A 17987-nucleotide genomic window follows, 5' to 3' on the forward strand; every position below is an offset into this window, starting at 1 on the left:
TAGGTGGGGGCTCTATGAGCGCCTCTTTCCAAAAGGATAAATCCTCCAGTGATTATCACAGCGTTGTGGAGCAAACAGGGGTTAAAGCTGGTGATGGCGGTTTTGATATCACTGTTAAAGATAAAACAACTTTGACCGGAGGTATTATTGAAAGCACAGCCTCGGCAGAAAAAACAGCCTGACCACAGGAAGTATCAGTACCAGTGATATCACCAACAGTGCGCATGCTCAAGCCAGCAGCCAAGGGTTTAGTCTTTCTGGGAATGACACGATAAAGAACATTGCCAAAAATGTTTTAAATCACGGCAAAGCCAAGGATGGAGCAGAAGGGGAAACCAAATCTGCTATCAGTGATGGGAGTATCATCCTTACTGATATAACTGGACAGACGGCGATGGGGCAAGATGCTGGACAAATCATTGGCTCTCTCAACCGTAACACCGCAGCAGCCCACCAAGCAGTAGGACAGCTAGATGTCGCACCGCTTGAGGGGGTAGTGCATAATCGCGTAGATATGATCAATGATTTATCGGATGAAGGATTGGGATACTTTGATAAAATTTATAAAATCGCCTATGTCAAAAAATATCCTGAGGGTGAGGTTGAGCATGATGAAAATGGCAATGTCCTCTATGCAACAGATAAAAATGGAAACTATATAAAAGACAGCTATGGAAGAAAAATACCTCTGTATCACTATTTAACACCAGAAGAAGAAAAACATTTACAAAAAGGTTCTGATGGCAAGGTTCATATGTTTTACAATGGTATTTTACCTCACCAGATGATGCTGCGCGTTATACTGTCCAGTTTGCTGACAATGATCATGGTCCCCTTTATTTTACATACTTCCCAGAAGCTGAAGACTGGGAAGTGGAAGTAGGGATAGCGATTTTTCAGAAGTTTCTGGAAGGTAGATTTTTTTTTTTGGATTGACCAATTCAACCAAGAAATTCCAGGATATAATGTATCTTTATGGCAATACAGGATTGCATGATGATGCCCATAGTCGTGGTACCATAACAGCAGGAAATGGATCATATAATTTAGTAAAGCATGGTGTTCTCGGTATAGCAAAGGAAACAATGGTTAATTTCTTTGGTCCAGCTTATAATACTCAAGACATGGCAGATACGTTATATATCTTAAAGGATGGCAAGCAAACCACTGTCGGCTTGGAAAACCATACAGATGATTTTGTTGGTGTAGTATTTGGTGGAAATCCCGCTACTTTTTACCAGAGACCCTTTGGTAGTAACGCAGTTAAAGAGGCAAAGAAAGTACTATTTAGTTATCCCAGCCCTCATGTTTGTTATGCAAATGCGGATCGAGCATGTAGACATGATTATGGTTCATCTCACCGTATACAAATTGATTCAATTAATTCATGGAGCAAAAAATGAAACAAACCTTAAAATTATTAAGTGCGATAACTCTATTGAGTATAGCTGGGTGCCAGTTTACTAAAACTCCCTCATCTTCTATAGGGGCATGGGAGAAGCCAGGAGCAGATTTTACAGAGGTAGCAAAAGCATTATTAGAATGTGGTATGCCAACTCCTTATGATAAGGATCCAGAAAGCAGAAAGCTCAGCTACAATGCAAATGCAACCATTGATGCTTGCATGCTTCAAGCAGGATTTCGCTATAAATATGATGTGGGGGGAGGCTGGTGTGGAAATCATAAAGCCGAAAACTTGCCCATTTGTCGTCCAGGTGCTATCATATCACAGCGCAGTGTCAAGAAGCGCTTAAACAGCCCTTATTGTAAAAAATATAAAAATGCACCTGAATGCAAACCTTAAGTCTTTCTTGTGATGATCAACAATCCGCCATCCTTGCCTTCGCTTGGAATGGCGGGATTATTTCCTCAACCAATCATCTCAATATTGTTCACCTTTGTTTTAATGAAGCGATGACAGAAAATATCAACAGGCTTATGAGCTTTTTATCGTAAATAAATCCATTAAAAGAGGGGAATAATGAAGAAAATCTTAAAACTGTTGAGTTGTATAGCTCTGTTAAGTATCACTGGATGTGTTAACTCAATTCCCTCACTTTCTCCAGCATTATGGAGAAATAAAATACTTTTAGAATGTGGAGTACCGGACCTTAATAAGGTTGTGGCGCTAGATTTGAATCAATTTGCCAGTATTGAAATGTGTATGGCGCAATCAGGTTTTCGCCCTAGCTTTACAATACAAGATTGGTGTGAAAATCATAAATCAGACAACCTTCCCATTTGTCGTCCAGGTGCTGTCATGCCTCAGCGAAGTATTGAGAGACGCTTAAATAGCCCTTATTGTAAAAAGCATTCAGAACAACTTGAATGCAAACCTTAGGTCTTGCTTCAGCAGAGAAAGCCTTGTCCGTCCTTACGAAAATTTCGCTTGTAACGTGCAAGCAAGTGATTTTAATTAATACAACATGGAACAGATTTTAAATGATAGAATCCTACAGAATTAGTTTTTTCATTCAACATGAAAACAATAAGTTATCTTTATAAATCAATGTGATGTAGCAGGATGAAGATGTTTATGCAAAGAATCTAAAAGTTTTTTTGCGAGTGTTTGAATAATTTCTTTGTTTTTCTGAATTTTAGATACAAAATACTATTGCTAAAGTACTAAAAGTAGATCATGCTGGTAAATAGATGAAACTTTGATGGCGCTTGGTTTTAAAAAAGGCAATATTTGATTTCACTGTTTGCGCTGGTATTGATTTTGCAATAACAGATAATAGTTTATCGTATGCAAAATACTGTTATTTAGATTTTGGTAAAAGAAATTTATAAAGAATATTATCATTAACAGTTATGCGAAACTTTAATGAAAATGAATCCAACTTTAATACACATAATTTTAGTGTGATTTAGTTTACAAATTCTTATTGAATGCAAAATTAAAAGTTTAAGAAGCCTTATTTGCAAAAATTCTTTATTTTTTTGTGAGTGTGTCATTTTTGCTACAGATCTTTCAGAAAAGATGCTCTATATGAATTTCATTTTGGATATTTGGAGAGATTTTATGAATACAAAACGTTTAATAACAGCGTCTATTTTTTCTTTAATTTCAGCGTCTACAGCACTAGCTGCTGATGTTATGATTCCTCATCAGCCAGCATCATCGACTGCTTCTACCATTGTTGCACCTACTTTTTCATGGACAGGTCTTTATTTAGGTGTCCAAGCTGGTGGTTTTTCGAGCAAAGCTGATATGGCTCTTGTTGGTCAAGAAAAGAGTTTACCACTGGATAAAGAGTTTTCTCCTAAACTTTCAGGTTTTGTAGGTGGTTTTTATGCAGGTTCTAATATTGATCTCGGTGATAACTTTATTTTTGGCATCGATACGGATTTAATGATATCTGGAAAAAAACACACAAAGACCATTACCATAGGTGCGGCTGATAACACTACAGTAGAAAATGCAGTCGTAAGATCCCGCAGATCCGCAAGCCTACAAACACCTCAAGCACCACAAGCAGCAACATCAGAAGAAACACAAAGAATTGCCTCAGGAACTGCAGGTGCAGGAGCTACAACAGGAGGGACTCTAACAGCAGTATCCGCTTCAGAAAAATCTGCTGGAACGCGATCCAGTCAAGCACCAGCTAAACCAGTAACTGCAATTCAACCGTCACGAGCAGGAGCAGCACAATCAAATCAAGCAGCAACAACTGGAGATTCTAGCAATGTTAATGCAACACAAACAGTGGCTGTGGAGGTAAAAAATCCAGGAGTTTCAACAATATCATCACAAACACCAGCTGCATCGCCAGTAGCACAATCAGCCTCCTCTAGACAGACGGTTAGATTAGTGCAATTGCCATCGTCTTCATTGGGAAGATCAAATACAGGAGGGACATCGGTAGGTGTGGTAAGTCGATCACAGTCAGTTGCATCTAAATCTTCCTCCCCCGACGCAGGGGGTAGAACACCAGAGCGGTCAGCATCGCTCTCATTGGCAAGATCAGCTATAGGAGGTCAGTTATCAGGGGGAAGGGCAAGTGAAGGAACAGTGTCTGAAAAACCAGTTGCTATAAAAACCGCGTCTTCTACCTCATCAACAGTATCAGGTGCAAGTCAGCCAGCAGTAAAAGCACCTACACTGGTACAACCTGTATCACAACCATCAGCAGCAGAAAAAACAGTACCGAGTTCATCACTTGTACTCGCGAGATCAGGATCATCCAATGGTTCAGAGACAAAAGTTTCTAATGGAACAAGCGGAGCCCAACAGGGAGGTCATCATAGTTCTTCCCATAGTAGTGGAAATGCTAATGCACATGGTGCACCTCATGCAGGTGGGCATAGCTCTGGTGCTCATCCGAATGGTACTAATCCACATGCTTCTCGTTCTCATGGTGGACAGAATATGTCTGGACACGGTGCACAAAGTACACAAGCGGTGGATAAGAACGCTTCCAGTGTATATGGTATAGAACAAATAAAAAAGATGGCTTCTGAACTTGGTCTTGATCAAGAGGATGCAGTTGAAACTTTAAGTCATACTTTCAAACAAAATTGGGGTGGTGCTACACGGGTACGTATTGGTTTTGCTGCTGATCGCTTTATGCCTTATCTTGCTGGTGGTATTGCTTATGGACAATTCCAAGACACTGTATCAATATCCGTTAAGGATGAGGATGGAAGAGTCGTTTCTTCTAAGAACTTAGCTGATGAAACAAAAACTATGATTGGTTACACACTTGGTGGTGGCGTTGATTTCTCGCTTCTAGATAATGTGATTGTACGTGCAGAATATCGTTACTCTGATTTTGGTAAAAAGAAATTTGCAAAGGAAAAACTTGAAGTTAACTACAAAACCAATGATTTCCGTGTTGGTGTAGCTTATAAATTCTAATTTTTTAAAGAGTAAATTTCTAAGAGGCTCCACTGTCAGTGGAGCCTTTATTTTTTTTTAAGATCACTTTTTGGTTTCTTTTCTTGTGAATTTCATGATAAAGCCCATAGAGTGTGATGATATATTTTCCTGATCGCTGCTTAATACGAATGATAAGCTCGGCTTTCCCTATAGATAAAAACCAGAGTTGCAGGGTTCAGGGAAGTTATGCAAAAATGAAATCGTAAAAGTGGACAGGGATATTTCACAATGGCTGTGAAAAATGAAACAATAGATTATTCAAAAACTCTTTATCTCCCACAGACAAATTTTCCTATGCGTGCAGGGCTTCCGCAAAAAGAGCTTGAATTGATGGCGCGTTGGGAAAATATGGGGCTTTATGCGCAATTGCGTCAACAAGCAAAAGATCGTCCATTTTATATTCTTCATGATGGTCCGCCTTATGCAAATGGTCATATTCATATCGGGCATGCTTTAAATAAAGTTCTAAAGGATGTGGTTGTTCGTTCATTCCAAATGCGCGGTTTTAATGCAAATTATGTACCTGGTTGGGATTGCCATGGGCTTCCAATTGAATGGAAAATTGAAGAAAAATATCGAGCACAAGGAAAAAATAAGGATGAGGTACCTCTTAACGAGTTTCGTCAAGAATGCCGTGAATTTGCACAGCATTGGGTAACTATTCAAAGTGAAGAATTTAAACGCCTTGGTGTTGTGGGAGATTTTAACACGCCTTATACTACAATGGCTTTTCATGCAGAAGCACGCATTGCCAGTGAATTGATAAAATTTGCTATGTCAGATCAGATTTATCGTGGTTCCAAGCCAGTGATGTGGTCTGTTGTGGAACGTACGGCTTTGGCAGAGGCTGAGATTGAATATCATGATCATGAATCAGAGGTGCTTTGGGTTAAGTTTCCTGTTTTTGAAGCAAATTCTGATGATTTATATGGTGCTCATGTCGTCATTTGGACAACAACACCGTGGACGATTCCAAGCAATCGTGCAGTGAGTTATTCTTCGCAAATTTCTTATAGTATTTACGAAGTTGAAAGTGCTGAAAATGATTTTGGTCCTCAAGTGGGAGAAAAGCTTCTCTTTGCAGACGCTTTAGCGATGAGTTGTGGAGAAAAAGCCAAACTTGTTTTGAAGCATTTGCGTGTTATTTCTTCTGAAGAGTTGAAAGCTCTTGTTCTTTCTCATCCACTCAAAGGTTTAGCTGGAGGGTATAATTATAAAATTCCATTGCTTGATGGTTCGCACGTAACAGAGAGTGCTGGTACAGGTTTTGTCCATACAGCACCAAGCCATGGGCGTGAGGACTTTGAAATTTGGAATGATTATAAGTCCTTACTGGAGCAAGCGGGGATTGATTCATCTATACCGTTTCCTGTTGATGATGCAGGGTTCTATACGAAAGATGTTCCAGGTTTAGGACCAGATCGTGAAGGAGGACCTGCACGTGTTATTGATGATAATGGAAAAATGGGTGATGCCAATAAAGAGGTCATTAATGCTTTAATTAAAGCAGATCGATTGTTTGCACGGGGGCGTTTAAAGCATTCCTATCCCCATAGTTGGCGTTCAAAAAAACCCGTTATTTTTCGCAATACACCGCAATGGTTTATTTCAATGGATAAAGATTTTGGGGATGGTTCAACTTTACGTAGTCGGGCTTTGGAAGCTGTTTCAAAAACGCGTTTTGTGCCATCTTCTGGACAAAACCGCCTAGCTTCTATGATAGAAGATCGTCCTGATTGGGTTCTTTCTCGTCAGCGTTCTTGGGGTGTTCCTATTTGTATTTTTGCAAATGAGGATGGTGTTATTCTAAAAGATGAAGGTGTGAACGAGCGTATTTTACGGGCTTTTGAAGCAGAAGGGGCAGATGCATGGTTTGCTGAAGGAGCACGTGAACGTTTTTTAGGTGAGCGTGCACATGAGCCTTGGGTACAGGTTTATGATATTTTGGATGTTTGGTTTGATTCTGGAGCCAGCCATAGCTTTGTGTTAGAAGATCGGGCTGATTTGAAATGGCCTGCTGATGTTTATTTTGAAGGTTCAGATCAACATCGCGGATGGTTCCAATCTTCTCTTTTGGAAAGCTGTGGTACGCGTGCTTGTTCTCCCTATAAGTCCGTGATTACACACGGTTTTACTTTGGATGAGAATGGTAAGAAAATGTCTAAATCTTTAGGCAATACGGTTGTTCCGCAAGAGATCATTAAAACATCTGGAGCTGATATTTTTCGTCTCTGGGTTATGACAACCGATTATTGGGAAGATCAGCGTTTAGGCAAAAAAATACTTCAAACAAATGTGGATTCATATCGTAAACTACGCAATGCAATTCGTTGGATGCTAGGAACTTTAGCACATGATGATGGAGAAGAAGTATCTTATGGTGCACTGCCGGATCTTGAAAAATTTATATTGCATAGGCTTTTTGAACTTGATCAGTTGATTAATCGCGCTTACGATGAATTTGATTTTAAAAAGATTATGCGTGCATTATTGGATTTTTCAATCATTGAGTTATCGGCATTTTATTTTGATATCCGCAAGGATTCTCTTTATTGTGATGCGCCTTCATCAAAAAAACGCAAGGCCTCCTTGCAGGTTGTCCGTGAGATTTTTGAGCGTATGGTCACATGGCTTGCTCCAATGTTGCCTTTTACTATGGAGGAAGCTTGGTTAGAGCGTTATCCAGAAAGCCAATCGGTGCATTTGGAACAATTTCGCTCTGTACCAGAAGAATGGCAAAACCAATCTTTGGCTGAGCGTTGGAAAAAAATTCGGCAGGTCCGTAAAGTTGTGACAGGTGCTTTAGAGCTTGAACGTGCTAATAAGCGTATTGGATCCTCTTTGGAAGCTGCGCCTATTGTTTTTATTTCCAATCTGGTTTTACGAGAGGCATTAGAAAATGTGGATATGGCGGAGATCTGTATTACCAGTGCGCTCACAATTACGCAGGACACGATACCTTCTGATGCTTTTACTTTGAATGATGTTGAAGGTGTTGGTGTATATCCAGAGAAGGCATTAGGAAAAAAATGTGCTCGATCATGGCGTTATACACAAGATGTTGGAAGTGATCCAGCTTATCCGGATGTATCTGCTCGTGATGCAGCTGCTTTGCGGGAATTGCAGATTCTTGGCAAGATTTAAAGTTTTAGATCAAAGGAAAGAAATGCAAGTAAATTTCTCATATTGATGAATATAGTTTTTTGTGGTACGAAAAAAATTCCGTTGTTTTATCTGCAGGGGGGAAATTTGTGTATGGACCGTTCTCTCATAAATAACGGGAATATTAATCAGCCATACACCTAGGAAATGGAATAGGCAGTGAGAAAACGTGAAATAAAAATATTTCCAATAGGAATTTTAGGGATGTGCTTTGTTTTAACGGGATGCAATTTATCCGCTCCTACCTATGGTACCAATAAACCAGTTTCAATACAGTTTTTTGAAGATGTTGCTAATATCACTTCATTAACACCAACAAATAACAGCAGCCAGATTGTTATGAAACCTCATCCAAAACTTGTAATACCAAGCCCTAGTTCACGCAGATTTTTGCCGGTACCACAACAAGATAGATCTGTCAATGAAATGGCAGCATCGAAGAAGCATCAAGGAAATACTCCTTTTCCTCACAAAGGATCGTCAGTTAATGGCGTTGGTTCAGAAAATCCTTCACAGTTGAATGCGAAGCAACGACAGGAATATTTACGTCGTCAGAGAGCACAAGTTGGAAGTTCAAAATACCGTCGCTATCTCACTGAACCACCTTTAAGTTATCGCCAACCGGCAAAAACCGCACCTATTGGTCGATAGGGAAAAGACAAAACATTTAAAGTAAAGTATTTTTCCAATTACTTATGATACCAAGCTCTCATTCGCGCGCAGTTATAATGCTGCTGTAGGAGGGGGGTATTCTCATGAAATAGCAATATGACAACAGCATCGAGAGATTCCTTATGCGTTTCCTTAACACGAAACATTTCTCAAGCTCATTTTACAACATTGCTCATGTGGCTAGTATAACGTAAAATCTATTGTGCTCCAATACTTTATGCTTAGGAAGGAGAAAGTGGATACCATCATTTTATTTTACAGACTCCAATGTTGCGATAATTTTTGCATTTGAGAGCTTTCATAAGAGACATTTTTAGTCTTTTCTAAAACGTTCTTTATCCAGACGATAATTCCGCTTATGATGTGCAAGAAAGTGATTTTTACTGTTTCAATGTAATTTGAAATGAGAGCATATCTACGATATTTTGGACTTTATATTTTATATACAAAATAATGAATTATTCTTTTGAATGAATGTACCATCTAATAGAAACAATATGCAGAATTAAAAGAGAGAAAAAATGCTTCGAAATAGCTTTTGCTATATATATATATATATAGCAGAAGAATTAACAGTCTTTTTTGAGAAGTAGGATAGTTTTTAAAGAGTGAAAGTTATGGAAGAAGAATTATTTTTAGTATCGCTTTTGTACAAAAAAGTCTTTAAGTAATTGAGCTGCTTCTTTTTCCTTGAAACCAGAATAAATCTCAGGTTTGTGATGGCAGGTTGGTTGCTGATAAAAACGTGGGCCATTTTCTATAGCACCTCCTTTGGGATCATTTGTTGCATAATAGAGACGTCGTATGCGTGCAAATGAAATGGCAGCGGCACACATAGCACAAGGTTCAAGTGTTACATAAAGATCGCAATCAGGAAGCCTTTCGTTTTGCAATGTTTCGCAAGCCATACGGATTGCGCGTATTTCTGCGTGTCCTGTAGGGTCATATGCAGATTTTATAAAGTTACCAGCGCGTGCAATGATAGCTTTTCCACGTGTAATGACAGCACCTACGGGAACTTCATCTTTTTTTGCAGCCTCTTGCGCTTCTAAAAGGGCTATTTCCATGGGCGTCAAAGTCATAATATTCTTTCTACTGAAGGTATAGAAAATCTAAAGGTTATCTCGATAAGGAATGCTATGGAATGAATAATTTATTACGCTTTTATAATGAAAAGAATACCTCTATTTTTTAAAGAGTTTAAAACAAACTTGCAAGTCGACAGATACATTATTGTCGTTAAAGGATAGAAAATGATAAATGATTATGCTACTTCCTTTTTCAGGATAAGCGGTATGGTGCATGTGAATAATTTTCTGAACATACTTGCAAAGATTGGTTTGAAACGCAAATGAATGAAAATAATGAGAGTGAACGAATTGCTAAAAGGTTAGCGCGTGCTGGTATTGCTTCGCGTCGAGATGCAGAAATGATGATTGTTGCAGGTCGTATTTCTGTGAATGGTAAAGTCGTGACAACGCCTGCTTTTAATGTTAGCCGCTCTGATGTTATTAAAGTTGATGGCAAACCTTTACCTCCTATAGAACGAACGCGTTTATGGCTTTACCATAAGCCAGCAGGTCTTGTCACCACGAACCGTGATCCTGAAGGCAGACCTACAGTCTTTAGTAATTTACCAAAAGGAATGCCGCGTGTTCTTTCTGTTGGAAGGCTTGACATTAACACGGAAGGGCTTTTGCTTTTAACCAATGATGGTGGCTTAGCGCGTGTATTAGAGCTTCCTGTAACGGGGTGGGTCCGCAAATATCGTGTCCGTGCTCATGGAAGAGTCAAGCAGAGCGCGTTGGATAACCTTAAAAATGGTATTGCGATTAATGGTATTTTTTATGGTTCGATTGAAGCATCAATTGAACGCGAACAAGGGTCGAATGTATGGCTTTCTGTCGCTTTGCGAGAAGGAAAAAATCGTGAAATAAAGAATGTTTTAGGGGCATTGGGATTATCAGTTAATCGATTAATACGTGTATCTTATGGTCCATTTCATCTCTCTGATTTAGAAGAAGGAGCCGTGCAAGAGTTAAAAGGGCGGATGTTACGAGATCAGTTGGGGGAGCGTTTAATTATGCAAGCCAATGCAGATTTTGATGCTCCTATTCTTAAGCCATTTTCAAATTCTGCAGTTGTTGCAGAAAAGCAAAGCCAGAAAGATCTTTCTGTTGCAAATGATGGTTGGGTTTTCTCAAGTGAAAGGGCGATACGACGCCGACCAAGAGATGGTTCTGTTGAACATAGTCGCGCACGATTAAGTACAAAGTCTCATGAGAATGTAAAGAAGGAGAAAAGTGAAGAAGGAAAAGCAGAGCGTTTTCTACCGCGTTCTCGCCGTGCTAATGTTTGGATGGCTCCTGGTGCACGTCCGCAAAGTGCACGTAGAAAGCCTTCCTATAGTGAGGAGAAATCGCATGATCATAAGAGCGATTTGGATGGTAGAAAGTCCTTTCATCGAGGCAAGGAAAAACTAAAAGAAAATCCGTCATACAAAGAGAAGAGGGAAAGTTTTGTTCAAAAACATGGCAAAATATCTTATGACGAGACGCATCCCTTTGGTAAGAAAGATCGCTTTTTAAAGGATAAAGAGAAAATGATAAAAGGTGGTCATGATGAGCATTCTTTTGAGAGAAAGAAAAAGGTAAAATCGTTTGGTGGTGCTATGAAAAAATCTAAACCACATAGGGACGGTGCAAAAACTTCGAAGCGATTTGGAGGTCCACGTGCGGATCATAGGCGGTAAATTTGCTGGGCGTGTTTTGTTTTCGCCTGTTAATCAGTCGATTCGCCCAACGAGTGATCGTACACGTGAAAGCCTTTTTAATATTCTTTCTAGCCGTGAAGAAGAATTTTGGACCAATAAACGCATTCTTGATCTTTTTGCTGGTACTGGTGCTTTAGGCATCGAAGCACTTTCGCGTGGAGCAAAGGCGGCTGTTTTTGTTGAAAACTCGGTTGAGGGGCGTGGGTTGCTTCAAAAAAATATAGAAGCCTTTGAATTACAGTCGATAGGACGGATTTTGCGTCGTGATGCGACCAAACTTGGCAATATTGGCACAATGCTGCCATTTGATGTTATCTGCGCTGATCCTCCCTATAGCCGTTGTTTAGGTGAACGTGCTTTTGTAGAAGCTTTGCGAGGAGGGTGGGCAAAAGCTGATACACTCTTCATACTTGAAGAAAAGAAAGATACAATGATTTATTTACCTGACGTCTTTTATCTAGACGATGAGCGTTTTTATGGTGAGACAGCAATACGTCTCTATAAATTACGATCGCTTACATCTTGAGAAAGTTCTTGTTTTTATCCGATAGGATGAAAAAATGCTTTTTCACAGTTTTCTTCATTTTATATGGTTTTTAAAAGGTTAAGCAGAAAATCAATAAAAGATTCTAATGTTAAAGGAATTGATGAATTTTTATTAGCTTTAATACAGAAGGATGTTTTTTCTCCAATAGGATATATATTCCTCGATAATAGTTATGATCTTTTTTATCTAATTTCTTTCTGCCATACCTTAATCATCACATTTCATCAGCAGTTGAAAGCTTTAAGCTATGCAGTCTGCATTGATATCTTATATGATGCGTAACTTCTATTTTTGCTATTGTCTAAACTTAAAAAAGATATTTTGTTTAGTATTGAAAATATTGTTCATTTATCCTGAATACTTGTGTGTTTAGTTTAGTAATATCGCTTGTTGAGTTAGTCATTACATATTAAGTAAATCTGAGAGTATTAAGTATCTTATCGTTGTGCAGCTTTAAGGATACTTTTTTATATTATTCTTTATCACTAAAGATAAGTAATTTGTAAAAAAGGGGAGATTATCGTGTTTAATTGGATATATAGTGAAGAGATTAGTACAGAAGCAAGTGCTGAGCAAATTTGGGCTATATGGGAAGATGTGGCATCATGGCCTTGCTGGGATAGTGAACTTGAGTGGGTAGAACTTTCTGGTCCTTTCAAAGAAGGCGCTATAGGACGCATGAAACCTAAAAAGGGACCTACAGTAACTTTTACACTTGATAAAGTTATAAAAAATGTTTGTTTTTCTGATTATGCTAAACTTCCTTTTACACGTATGAGTTTTAATCATGAATATATTTGTTCAACAAAATCGGGTTCTTCAAATAACAAAATTCGTCATACTGTAACCATGTCTGGTTTATTTTCTCCTTTCTTTGGAATGATTATTGGGTCAAAAATTAAGTTACATCTTCGCGATGCAATGATTGAAATGAGCAGACGTGCTCTTACTGAAAACAAAAGCATTTTGTAAGGGGGTGCATTTATAAAGAAGTTAATACCTTAAAAAAGGTGCAGAACTCTTAGCCTTGTTAGAATGAAATCAGTTATGAGTATATAGCAAATTGATGAGCTATGATTTGGTTTTAGTTAGCTGTTGAAATCGTGTCAAAGCATCTTACGGGATTAATTTTGCGCTAAAAATCTTATGAAATTCATTGAATTTTTTTATATATAAAAGCTTATAAGATGCTCTCTTCATTGAAAATGAGAAAGGTTCAGAAGTTCATTACTTCTCTTATGATGTAGGTCCATATCGTCATAATATTTGCCTGTTTCTAATGTTGCAATATTTTTTGCATTTAAAATCTTCATAAGAGGCATTTTGATTTCTTCTTAAATAGTTTTCATTCATAGGCCCCTTACTTATGATTTGCTCGCAAATAGTTGTGATTGACTCAACATGAATAGGTTCGAAACAGAGAGAATTTTATGATATTAGGCTTTTTTATACAAATTACAAAACAATAAATTATAAGTATAAATCAAACTGTTAATTTTATTGAAAGATTACAAGATAATTTCTTGATTACTTTTAAATATAAAAATGAGTTCTTTATGATATTACGTCCATTAGGGTAAAGAAGTTTATGACTGCTCATTTTGTTGAAACCATAATAGAAGGAAATATTTTTTACTCTGTTTAAGTTTTGTTTCATTTACAAGAGTGCCGTCTCATTATGAGAGAGTTTATAGAAGCAAAGAAGTGTATACAAATATAAGGTATTTTCTTGATTCTTGCTTGGAAATTAAAGAATGCTATAGGAAAGATATGAGATAAGTTTTTTACTACCCAGAGGAAGGAAGACCTGTGATTTAGATCATTTTATGCTTTTCGAATTTTTGAGGATTTTGGCTTAAATTCAAGTGTTATAGCTAAGACTTTTGTTAATTGCCAATTGTTCTGTTGATTTGATTGTCAGTGGAGATTTGGCTCCTAAAATGATAAGGGCCCATGAGAAATCTTGAAACTAAAGAGATTTTACGGCATATTACGTTTTTTCATAAAGAAGCTAAAAGGGAAATGATTTAATGCATTAAAAGAAAAAGAATGCATGAATGTGCATAATCTTATGAATCAATACACAAGAGTTATATTCTGATTTGTATAAATTTGTCAGAATGCTTATCAATGTAAATAATAAAATATTTTAGGGAGTCTATAATGACTGACAAAAACCAGATTGAGAAAGCTGTTTCGCTGGTTGAAGCAGCAAAGCGTTCTGGGGCAGATGCTGCTGATGCTGTTATTGTTCATGCTCATTCTACCAGTGTATCAGTTCGTTTTGGGAAAGTCGAATCGACAGAAGCAGCAGAGAGCAATGATTTTACTCTAAGGGTTTTTGTTGGAAAAAAAGTAGCAAGTGTTTCTGCTAATTTAGGATCTTATCCGCAAGAACTTGCGGAACGTGCTGTTGCGATGGCTAAAGCTTCTCCCGATAGTTTATTTGAAGGTTTGGCAGATAAAGAGTGTTTGGTTAAGTATCCTAAAGATCTTGATCTTTTTGATGATTTTGTACCCAGCAGTCATTTTTTAACAGAAGATGCTTTAAAAACGGAGGCAGCAGCTCTTGATGTTAAAGGTGTAAGCAATTCTGGTGGCGCTGCAACAGCTTATGGCCGTAGTGGGTTTATTCTTGTGACCAGCGATGGTTTTTGTGGAGCCTATCGCTCAAGTTGTTTTTCACGTTCTTGTAGTGCTCTTGCAGGTGAAGGAACACAGATGGAGCGGGATTATGATTATACAACAGCCTTACATTTTTCTGATTTAGAGGCAGCAGAAACTGTGGGAAAGAATGCAGGGCTTGGTGCTGTTCGACGTTTGGGTGCAGTTCGTGCGGCGACTGGGAGCGTTGATGTTATTTTTAATCCGCGTACGGCTCGTGGAATTGCAGGGCATATCGCATCTATGGTCAATGGAGCCTCTGTGGCTCGAAAAACGAGTCTTTTACAGAATTTCCTAGGCAAGGAAGTGATGAAGCCTAATGTTAATGTAACCGATCAACCTTTGCGATTACGTGGAAATGCTTCTCATCCTTTTGATGGAGAAGGGGTAGAGGGGCAAACACTCAATATTATTGAAAATGGTATTTTAAAAAATTGGCTTCTTTCATCATCTACAGCACGTGAATTGGGACTTAAAACAAATGGACACGGTATGCGTTCGGCATCATTAGTGCAGCCGACCAGTACAAATTTTGCTATTGAACCGGGTTTAGTATCACCTTGCGATATGATAAAAGATTTGCGAAATGGATTTTATGTGACCGAATTATTCGGTCATGGCATTGATTTTATTACTGGTCAGTATAGTCGTGGGGCTTCCGGTTTTTGGATTGAAAATGGTGAAATTGCTTATCCGGTAAGTGAAGTAACGCTAGGTTCTGATTTGCTTCATATGTTAGCACATTTAACACCTGCCAATGATATTGATCGGCGTTATAGTACAGCTGCTCCAACATTGTTAATTGAAGGGATGACACTTGCAGGAAAATAACACGCATCATTCTTCTGATTTAAATCTTTTGCGTGATGTTTGTCGAGAGGCAGGAGATTTAGCAATGCGGTATTTTGGATGCACGTTGGATGTCTGGATTAAAGAAGGTAATTCCCCGGTTAGTGAAGCAGATTTTGCTGTTGATCATTTCTTGAAAGAGAGGCTTCTTGGAGCTCGTCCAAATTATGGATGGATTTCAGAAGAAACAAAAGATAATCGAGAAAAACAAGATTATTATGAGCGCTCTTTTGTTGTTGATCCTATTGATGGAACGCGTGGTTTTCTTTCTGGCAATCCTTATTGGTGTATTTCGGTTGCCATTATTGAGAATGGGCGTCCTATTGTGGGCGTTCTACAATGTCCGGCTCAAGGAGATGTTTATACAGCTGTAACAGGTGGAGGGGCAACATTAAATGGGATAAAACTTCCTCGTTTAGCCTTTGAGGTTCATCGAAAATATAAAATTTCACTTGATAAATCGCTCGCACAAAAATTACCAGATGATTTTCTCAATCAAGTCAGTCTTTACCATTATCTTCCTTCTCTTGCTTATCGTATTGTTCTTGTTGCTCAAGATGAAATTGATATCGTATTAGTTCGTCCAAATTGTCATGAATGGGATATTGCCGCTGCTGATCTTATTTTGCAGGAGTGTGGAGGGTGTTTTTTATCGCTTGATGCCCCTTTACTATCTTATGGAATTGAACCTTACCAGTATGGACTTTTAATTGCTGGTAAAAATAATTGCTGTCAAGATATGATAGATGTTGTTCGTCAAACAAAGTTAGTTTAATCACGTAAAAGCGCGCTAAGATAATCTAAATGATATGGAGGCACATATGACTGAAACCAAAGAAAAAAAACAATATTTACATCTTGTATTTGGTGGGGAATTAAAAAATCTTAACAGTAATCAATTTAAGAATCCTGATGAGTTAGATGTGGTTGGTATTTTCTCAGATTATCAATCCGCTCAAGAAGCATGGCAGGCAAAAGCACAAAGCAGTGTAGATAATGCATTACAACGTTATTACATTGTAGATTTGCATCAGTTTCTTGATGCTGAGTTAGGCGATGCAGAATAAAGCTTGAATATTTGGTCATTATAACCTGTAGATTGCTTCATGCTTTTGTTTAGTCGTCCTTTTCATAGGTACGTTCTTCGGGTAAAATAGAATGCCGTAAAAAAGAATATGCTTGTTGTTTAAAATTCATATGTTTTTTTAAGAAACATCTCCCAAAGCACCCAAGCCCATTTCATAATAGCGTCCGTGCAAGGTATAAAATCCATTATTGCACCACCATCTTTACGCTTAATAAAAATGCAAGACAGTTTCTATCAACCTATTTACAACAGCAATATTATCATGACAGCTATCACTCGAAGTTTATGATTATATTGTGAATAGTCACTCTGCTTTTGAATGGGGTATGAGACACTAATGCGTTAAGATTAATAAAAAGAGTAGCATTATTAATGATAGCAATTATTACTCTGTTGAGATTATTAGCACTCGTTACTTATCTATTGGAATTTTTTCAACGAGTTATTACTATAAGCTTAGAAACCATGAAAGTCGTTAGAAACTTTACCAAAATTAGAAACTTAGAGAAACTGAATAGATTTATGAAGTTAACTTACCTCATAAGGATTTCTTGAGTACTCATTTAAAACTACAATCTATAAGTTAATCATTTTGTGTTGATTATATACAATCTTAAAAGGAATAATATATCATTGCGACCTCCTGAAAAGAGAGGATTTAAAATTTTGAAAACTCTTATTTAAATTGCTTTAAGACTTTTAAGAAATTCTCTATTAAACAAGATTAGATTTTTCTGGATTACCTTTAAGAGATTATATCACAATTTAAAATGAGAACTCTATACTATTCAAAAGTTTTTTAAGATTAGTTTGACATATTCATTTTATTGAAATGAAATAATAGAGATTGAGCTTTCTTTTAAACACATTTTATTTGTTGTATTTATATTAGGTTGTAATGTCTATATGGGTTATTTTTTTGAAAAATTGACAATACCTAACATATGTAAAAATAAGCTTTTTCTCTAAAATACCAACGTGCAAAATTCAAAGTCTCATTAAAATCATAAGAAGTATTTATTCAGTGAGTTGAAAAAATTGATACAATCTATGTCATAGGTTTATCATTTATATTTTAAAAATTATAATCGACTGAAATGTAGTTTTGTTATTTTTGAGTAAGATTTTTTATAGGGTGCAGAATGAAGTGATAAAATCGATATAAGTTACAAAATTTAATTAAAAGAGATTTAAATAATGTGTATATGTATTGAATTTTCTCATGGATTAAGCTTTTTTTATTTAAGATATGAATGATATTAAAAAATATGGATGCAACCAATAGTGTTGATGAATTTTTTAACAAAATAAGTATATAGATATCTTAAAATAGCTGGATGAGGTGATTTTA

The 17987-nt window shown here is 37.3% G+C and carries 16 protein-coding genes; 15 read left to right on the plus strand and 1 reads right to left on the minus strand.

All coding sequences use genetic code 11. The features are described from left to right. Positions 1-14: 14 nt before the first annotated feature. The 9 genes from ACFIL3_RS03300 to ACFIL3_RS03340 all read left to right on the plus strand — a co-directional run bounded on the left by ACFIL3_RS03300 (position 15) and on the right by ACFIL3_RS03340 (position 8695). On the plus strand, positions 15-182 hold the full coding sequence (locus ACFIL3_RS03300) for a hypothetical protein (RefSeq protein ID WP_375629751.1): 168 nt from the start codon (positions 15-17) through the stop codon (positions 180-182). Positions 183-394: 212 nt separating this feature from the next. Next, positions 395-883 (plus strand): hypothetical protein, encoded by a 489-nt coding sequence (locus ACFIL3_RS03305; protein WP_375629748.1) that lies wholly within the window; start codon positions 395-397, stop codon positions 881-883. Between the two features lie 82 nt (positions 884-965). Continuing rightward, positions 966-1403: a hypothetical protein gene (locus ACFIL3_RS03310; protein ID WP_375629745.1), complete on the plus strand. Its 438-nt coding sequence runs from the start codon at positions 966-968 to the stop codon at positions 1401-1403. Beyond that, positions 1400-1804 carry a hypothetical protein gene (locus ACFIL3_RS03315; RefSeq protein WP_375613523.1) on the plus strand — a complete coding sequence of 135 codons (405 nt, stop codon included), beginning with the start codon at positions 1400-1402 and terminating at the stop codon, positions 1802-1804. Before ACFIL3_RS03310 ends, ACFIL3_RS03315 begins: the two co-directional genes overlap by 4 nt. After that, entirely contained in the window at positions 1792-1956 is a 165-nt protein-coding gene (locus ACFIL3_RS03320; RefSeq protein WP_375681834.1) for a hypothetical protein, read from the plus strand. The genes ACFIL3_RS03315 and ACFIL3_RS03320 overlap by 13 nt, the downstream gene beginning before the upstream one ends. 25 nt (positions 1957-1981) lie before the next feature. Then, a complete protein-coding gene (locus tag ACFIL3_RS03325) occupies positions 1982-2341 on the plus strand; it encodes a hypothetical protein (RefSeq protein WP_375681835.1) in 360 nt (119 codons plus the stop codon). 684 nt (positions 2342-3025) lie between these two features. Then, positions 3026-4861, plus strand: coding sequence for an outer membrane beta-barrel protein (locus ACFIL3_RS03330; protein ID WP_375681836.1), 1836 nt, complete (start codon positions 3026-3028; stop codon positions 4859-4861). Positions 4862-5110: 249 nt separating this feature from the next. Beyond that, positions 5111-8026: an isoleucine--tRNA ligase gene (gene ileS, locus ACFIL3_RS03335; protein WP_375681837.1), complete on the plus strand. Its 2916-nt coding sequence runs from the start codon at positions 5111-5113 to the stop codon at positions 8024-8026. A gap of 177 nt (positions 8027-8203) precedes the next feature. Next, the gene (locus ACFIL3_RS03340; protein WP_375612104.1) at positions 8204-8695 is read left to right on the plus strand and encodes a hypothetical protein; all 492 of its coding nucleotides are present in this window, start codon (positions 8204-8206) and stop codon (positions 8693-8695) included. A 656-nt stretch (positions 8696-9351) separates the two neighbouring features. Here the strand turns inward: ACFIL3_RS03340 and ACFIL3_RS03345 are convergent. Continuing rightward, positions 9352-9798: a nucleoside deaminase gene (locus ACFIL3_RS03345; protein ID WP_273790416.1), complete on the minus strand. Its 447-nt coding sequence runs from the start codon at positions 9796-9798 to the stop codon at positions 9352-9354. Between the two features lie 269 nt (positions 9799-10067). Between ACFIL3_RS03345 and ACFIL3_RS03350 the strand changes: the two genes are divergently transcribed. The 6 genes from ACFIL3_RS03350 to ACFIL3_RS03375 all read left to right on the plus strand — a co-directional run bounded on the left by ACFIL3_RS03350 (position 10068) and on the right by ACFIL3_RS03375 (position 16616). Beyond that, positions 10068-11468 carry a pseudouridine synthase gene (locus tag ACFIL3_RS03350; protein ID WP_375612105.1) on the plus strand — a complete coding sequence of 467 codons (1401 nt, stop codon included), beginning with the start codon at positions 10068-10070 and terminating at the stop codon, positions 11466-11468. Beyond that, positions 11449-12015, plus strand: a complete 567-nt coding sequence (gene rsmD, locus ACFIL3_RS03355) for a 16S rRNA (guanine(966)-N(2))-methyltransferase RsmD (protein WP_375612106.1) — start codon at positions 11449-11451, stop codon at positions 12013-12015. Before ACFIL3_RS03350 ends, rsmD begins: the two co-directional genes overlap by 20 nt. A gap of 543 nt (positions 12016-12558) precedes the next feature. Next, positions 12559-13008 (plus strand): hypothetical protein, encoded by a 450-nt coding sequence (locus tag ACFIL3_RS03360; protein ID WP_375629733.1) that lies wholly within the window; start codon positions 12559-12561, stop codon positions 13006-13008. A gap of 1191 nt (positions 13009-14199) precedes the next feature. Then, positions 14200-15531: a TldD/PmbA family protein gene (locus ACFIL3_RS03365; protein ID WP_375612375.1), complete on the plus strand. Its 1332-nt coding sequence runs from the start codon at positions 14200-14202 to the stop codon at positions 15529-15531. After that, complete coding sequence (locus tag ACFIL3_RS03370; protein WP_375612376.1) at positions 15518-16324, plus strand: 3'(2'),5'-bisphosphate nucleotidase CysQ; 807 nt, start codon at positions 15518-15520, stop codon at positions 16322-16324. Before ACFIL3_RS03365 ends, ACFIL3_RS03370 begins: the two co-directional genes overlap by 14 nt. A 46-nt stretch (positions 16325-16370) precedes the next feature. Beyond that, complete coding sequence (locus tag ACFIL3_RS03375; RefSeq protein ID WP_375612377.1) at positions 16371-16616, plus strand: DUF4170 domain-containing protein; 246 nt, start codon at positions 16371-16373, stop codon at positions 16614-16616. Positions 16617-17987: the final 1371 nt, after the last annotated feature.

Origin of the sequence: Bartonella sp. CE47NXGY (assembly GCF_042195415.1) — a bacterium.
GTDB lineage: Bacteria > Pseudomonadota > Alphaproteobacteria > Rhizobiales > Rhizobiaceae > Bartonella.

Bases quoted from the DNA above. Each gene is read 5' to 3' on its own strand.
- ACFIL3_RS03325 (WP_375681835.1), top strand. From the start codon at position 1,982: ATGAAGAAAATCTTAAAACTGTTGAGTTGTATAGCTCTGTTAAGTATC.
- ACFIL3_RS03345 (WP_273790416.1), bottom strand. From the start codon at position 9,798: ATGACTTTGACGCCCATGGAAATAGCCCTTTTAGAAGCGCAAGAGGCT.
- ACFIL3_RS03320 (WP_375681834.1), top strand. From the start codon at position 1,792: ATGCAAACCTTAAGTCTTTCTTGTGATGATCAACAATCCGCCATCCTT.
- ileS (WP_375681837.1), top strand. From the start codon at position 5,111: ATGGCTGTGAAAAATGAAACAATAGATTATTCAAAAACTCTTTATCTC.
- ACFIL3_RS03305 (WP_375629748.1), top strand. From the start codon at position 395: ATGGGGCAAGATGCTGGACAAATCATTGGCTCTCTCAACCGTAACACC.
- ACFIL3_RS03315 (WP_375613523.1), top strand. From the start codon at position 1,400: ATGAAACAAACCTTAAAATTATTAAGTGCGATAACTCTATTGAGTATA.
- ACFIL3_RS03330 (WP_375681836.1), top strand. From the start codon at position 3,026: ATGAATACAAAACGTTTAATAACAGCGTCTATTTTTTCTTTAATTTCA.
- ACFIL3_RS03350 (WP_375612105.1), top strand. From the start codon at position 10,068: ATGAATGAAAATAATGAGAGTGAACGAATTGCTAAAAGGTTAGCGCGT.
- ACFIL3_RS03310 (WP_375629745.1), top strand. From the start codon at position 966: ATGTATCTTTATGGCAATACAGGATTGCATGATGATGCCCATAGTCGT.
- ACFIL3_RS03365 (WP_375612375.1), top strand. From the start codon at position 14,200: ATGACTGACAAAAACCAGATTGAGAAAGCTGTTTCGCTGGTTGAAGCA.
- ACFIL3_RS03300 (WP_375629751.1), top strand. From the start codon at position 15: ATGAGCGCCTCTTTCCAAAAGGATAAATCCTCCAGTGATTATCACAGC.
- ACFIL3_RS03375 (WP_375612377.1), top strand. From the start codon at position 16,371: ATGACTGAAACCAAAGAAAAAAAACAATATTTACATCTTGTATTTGGT.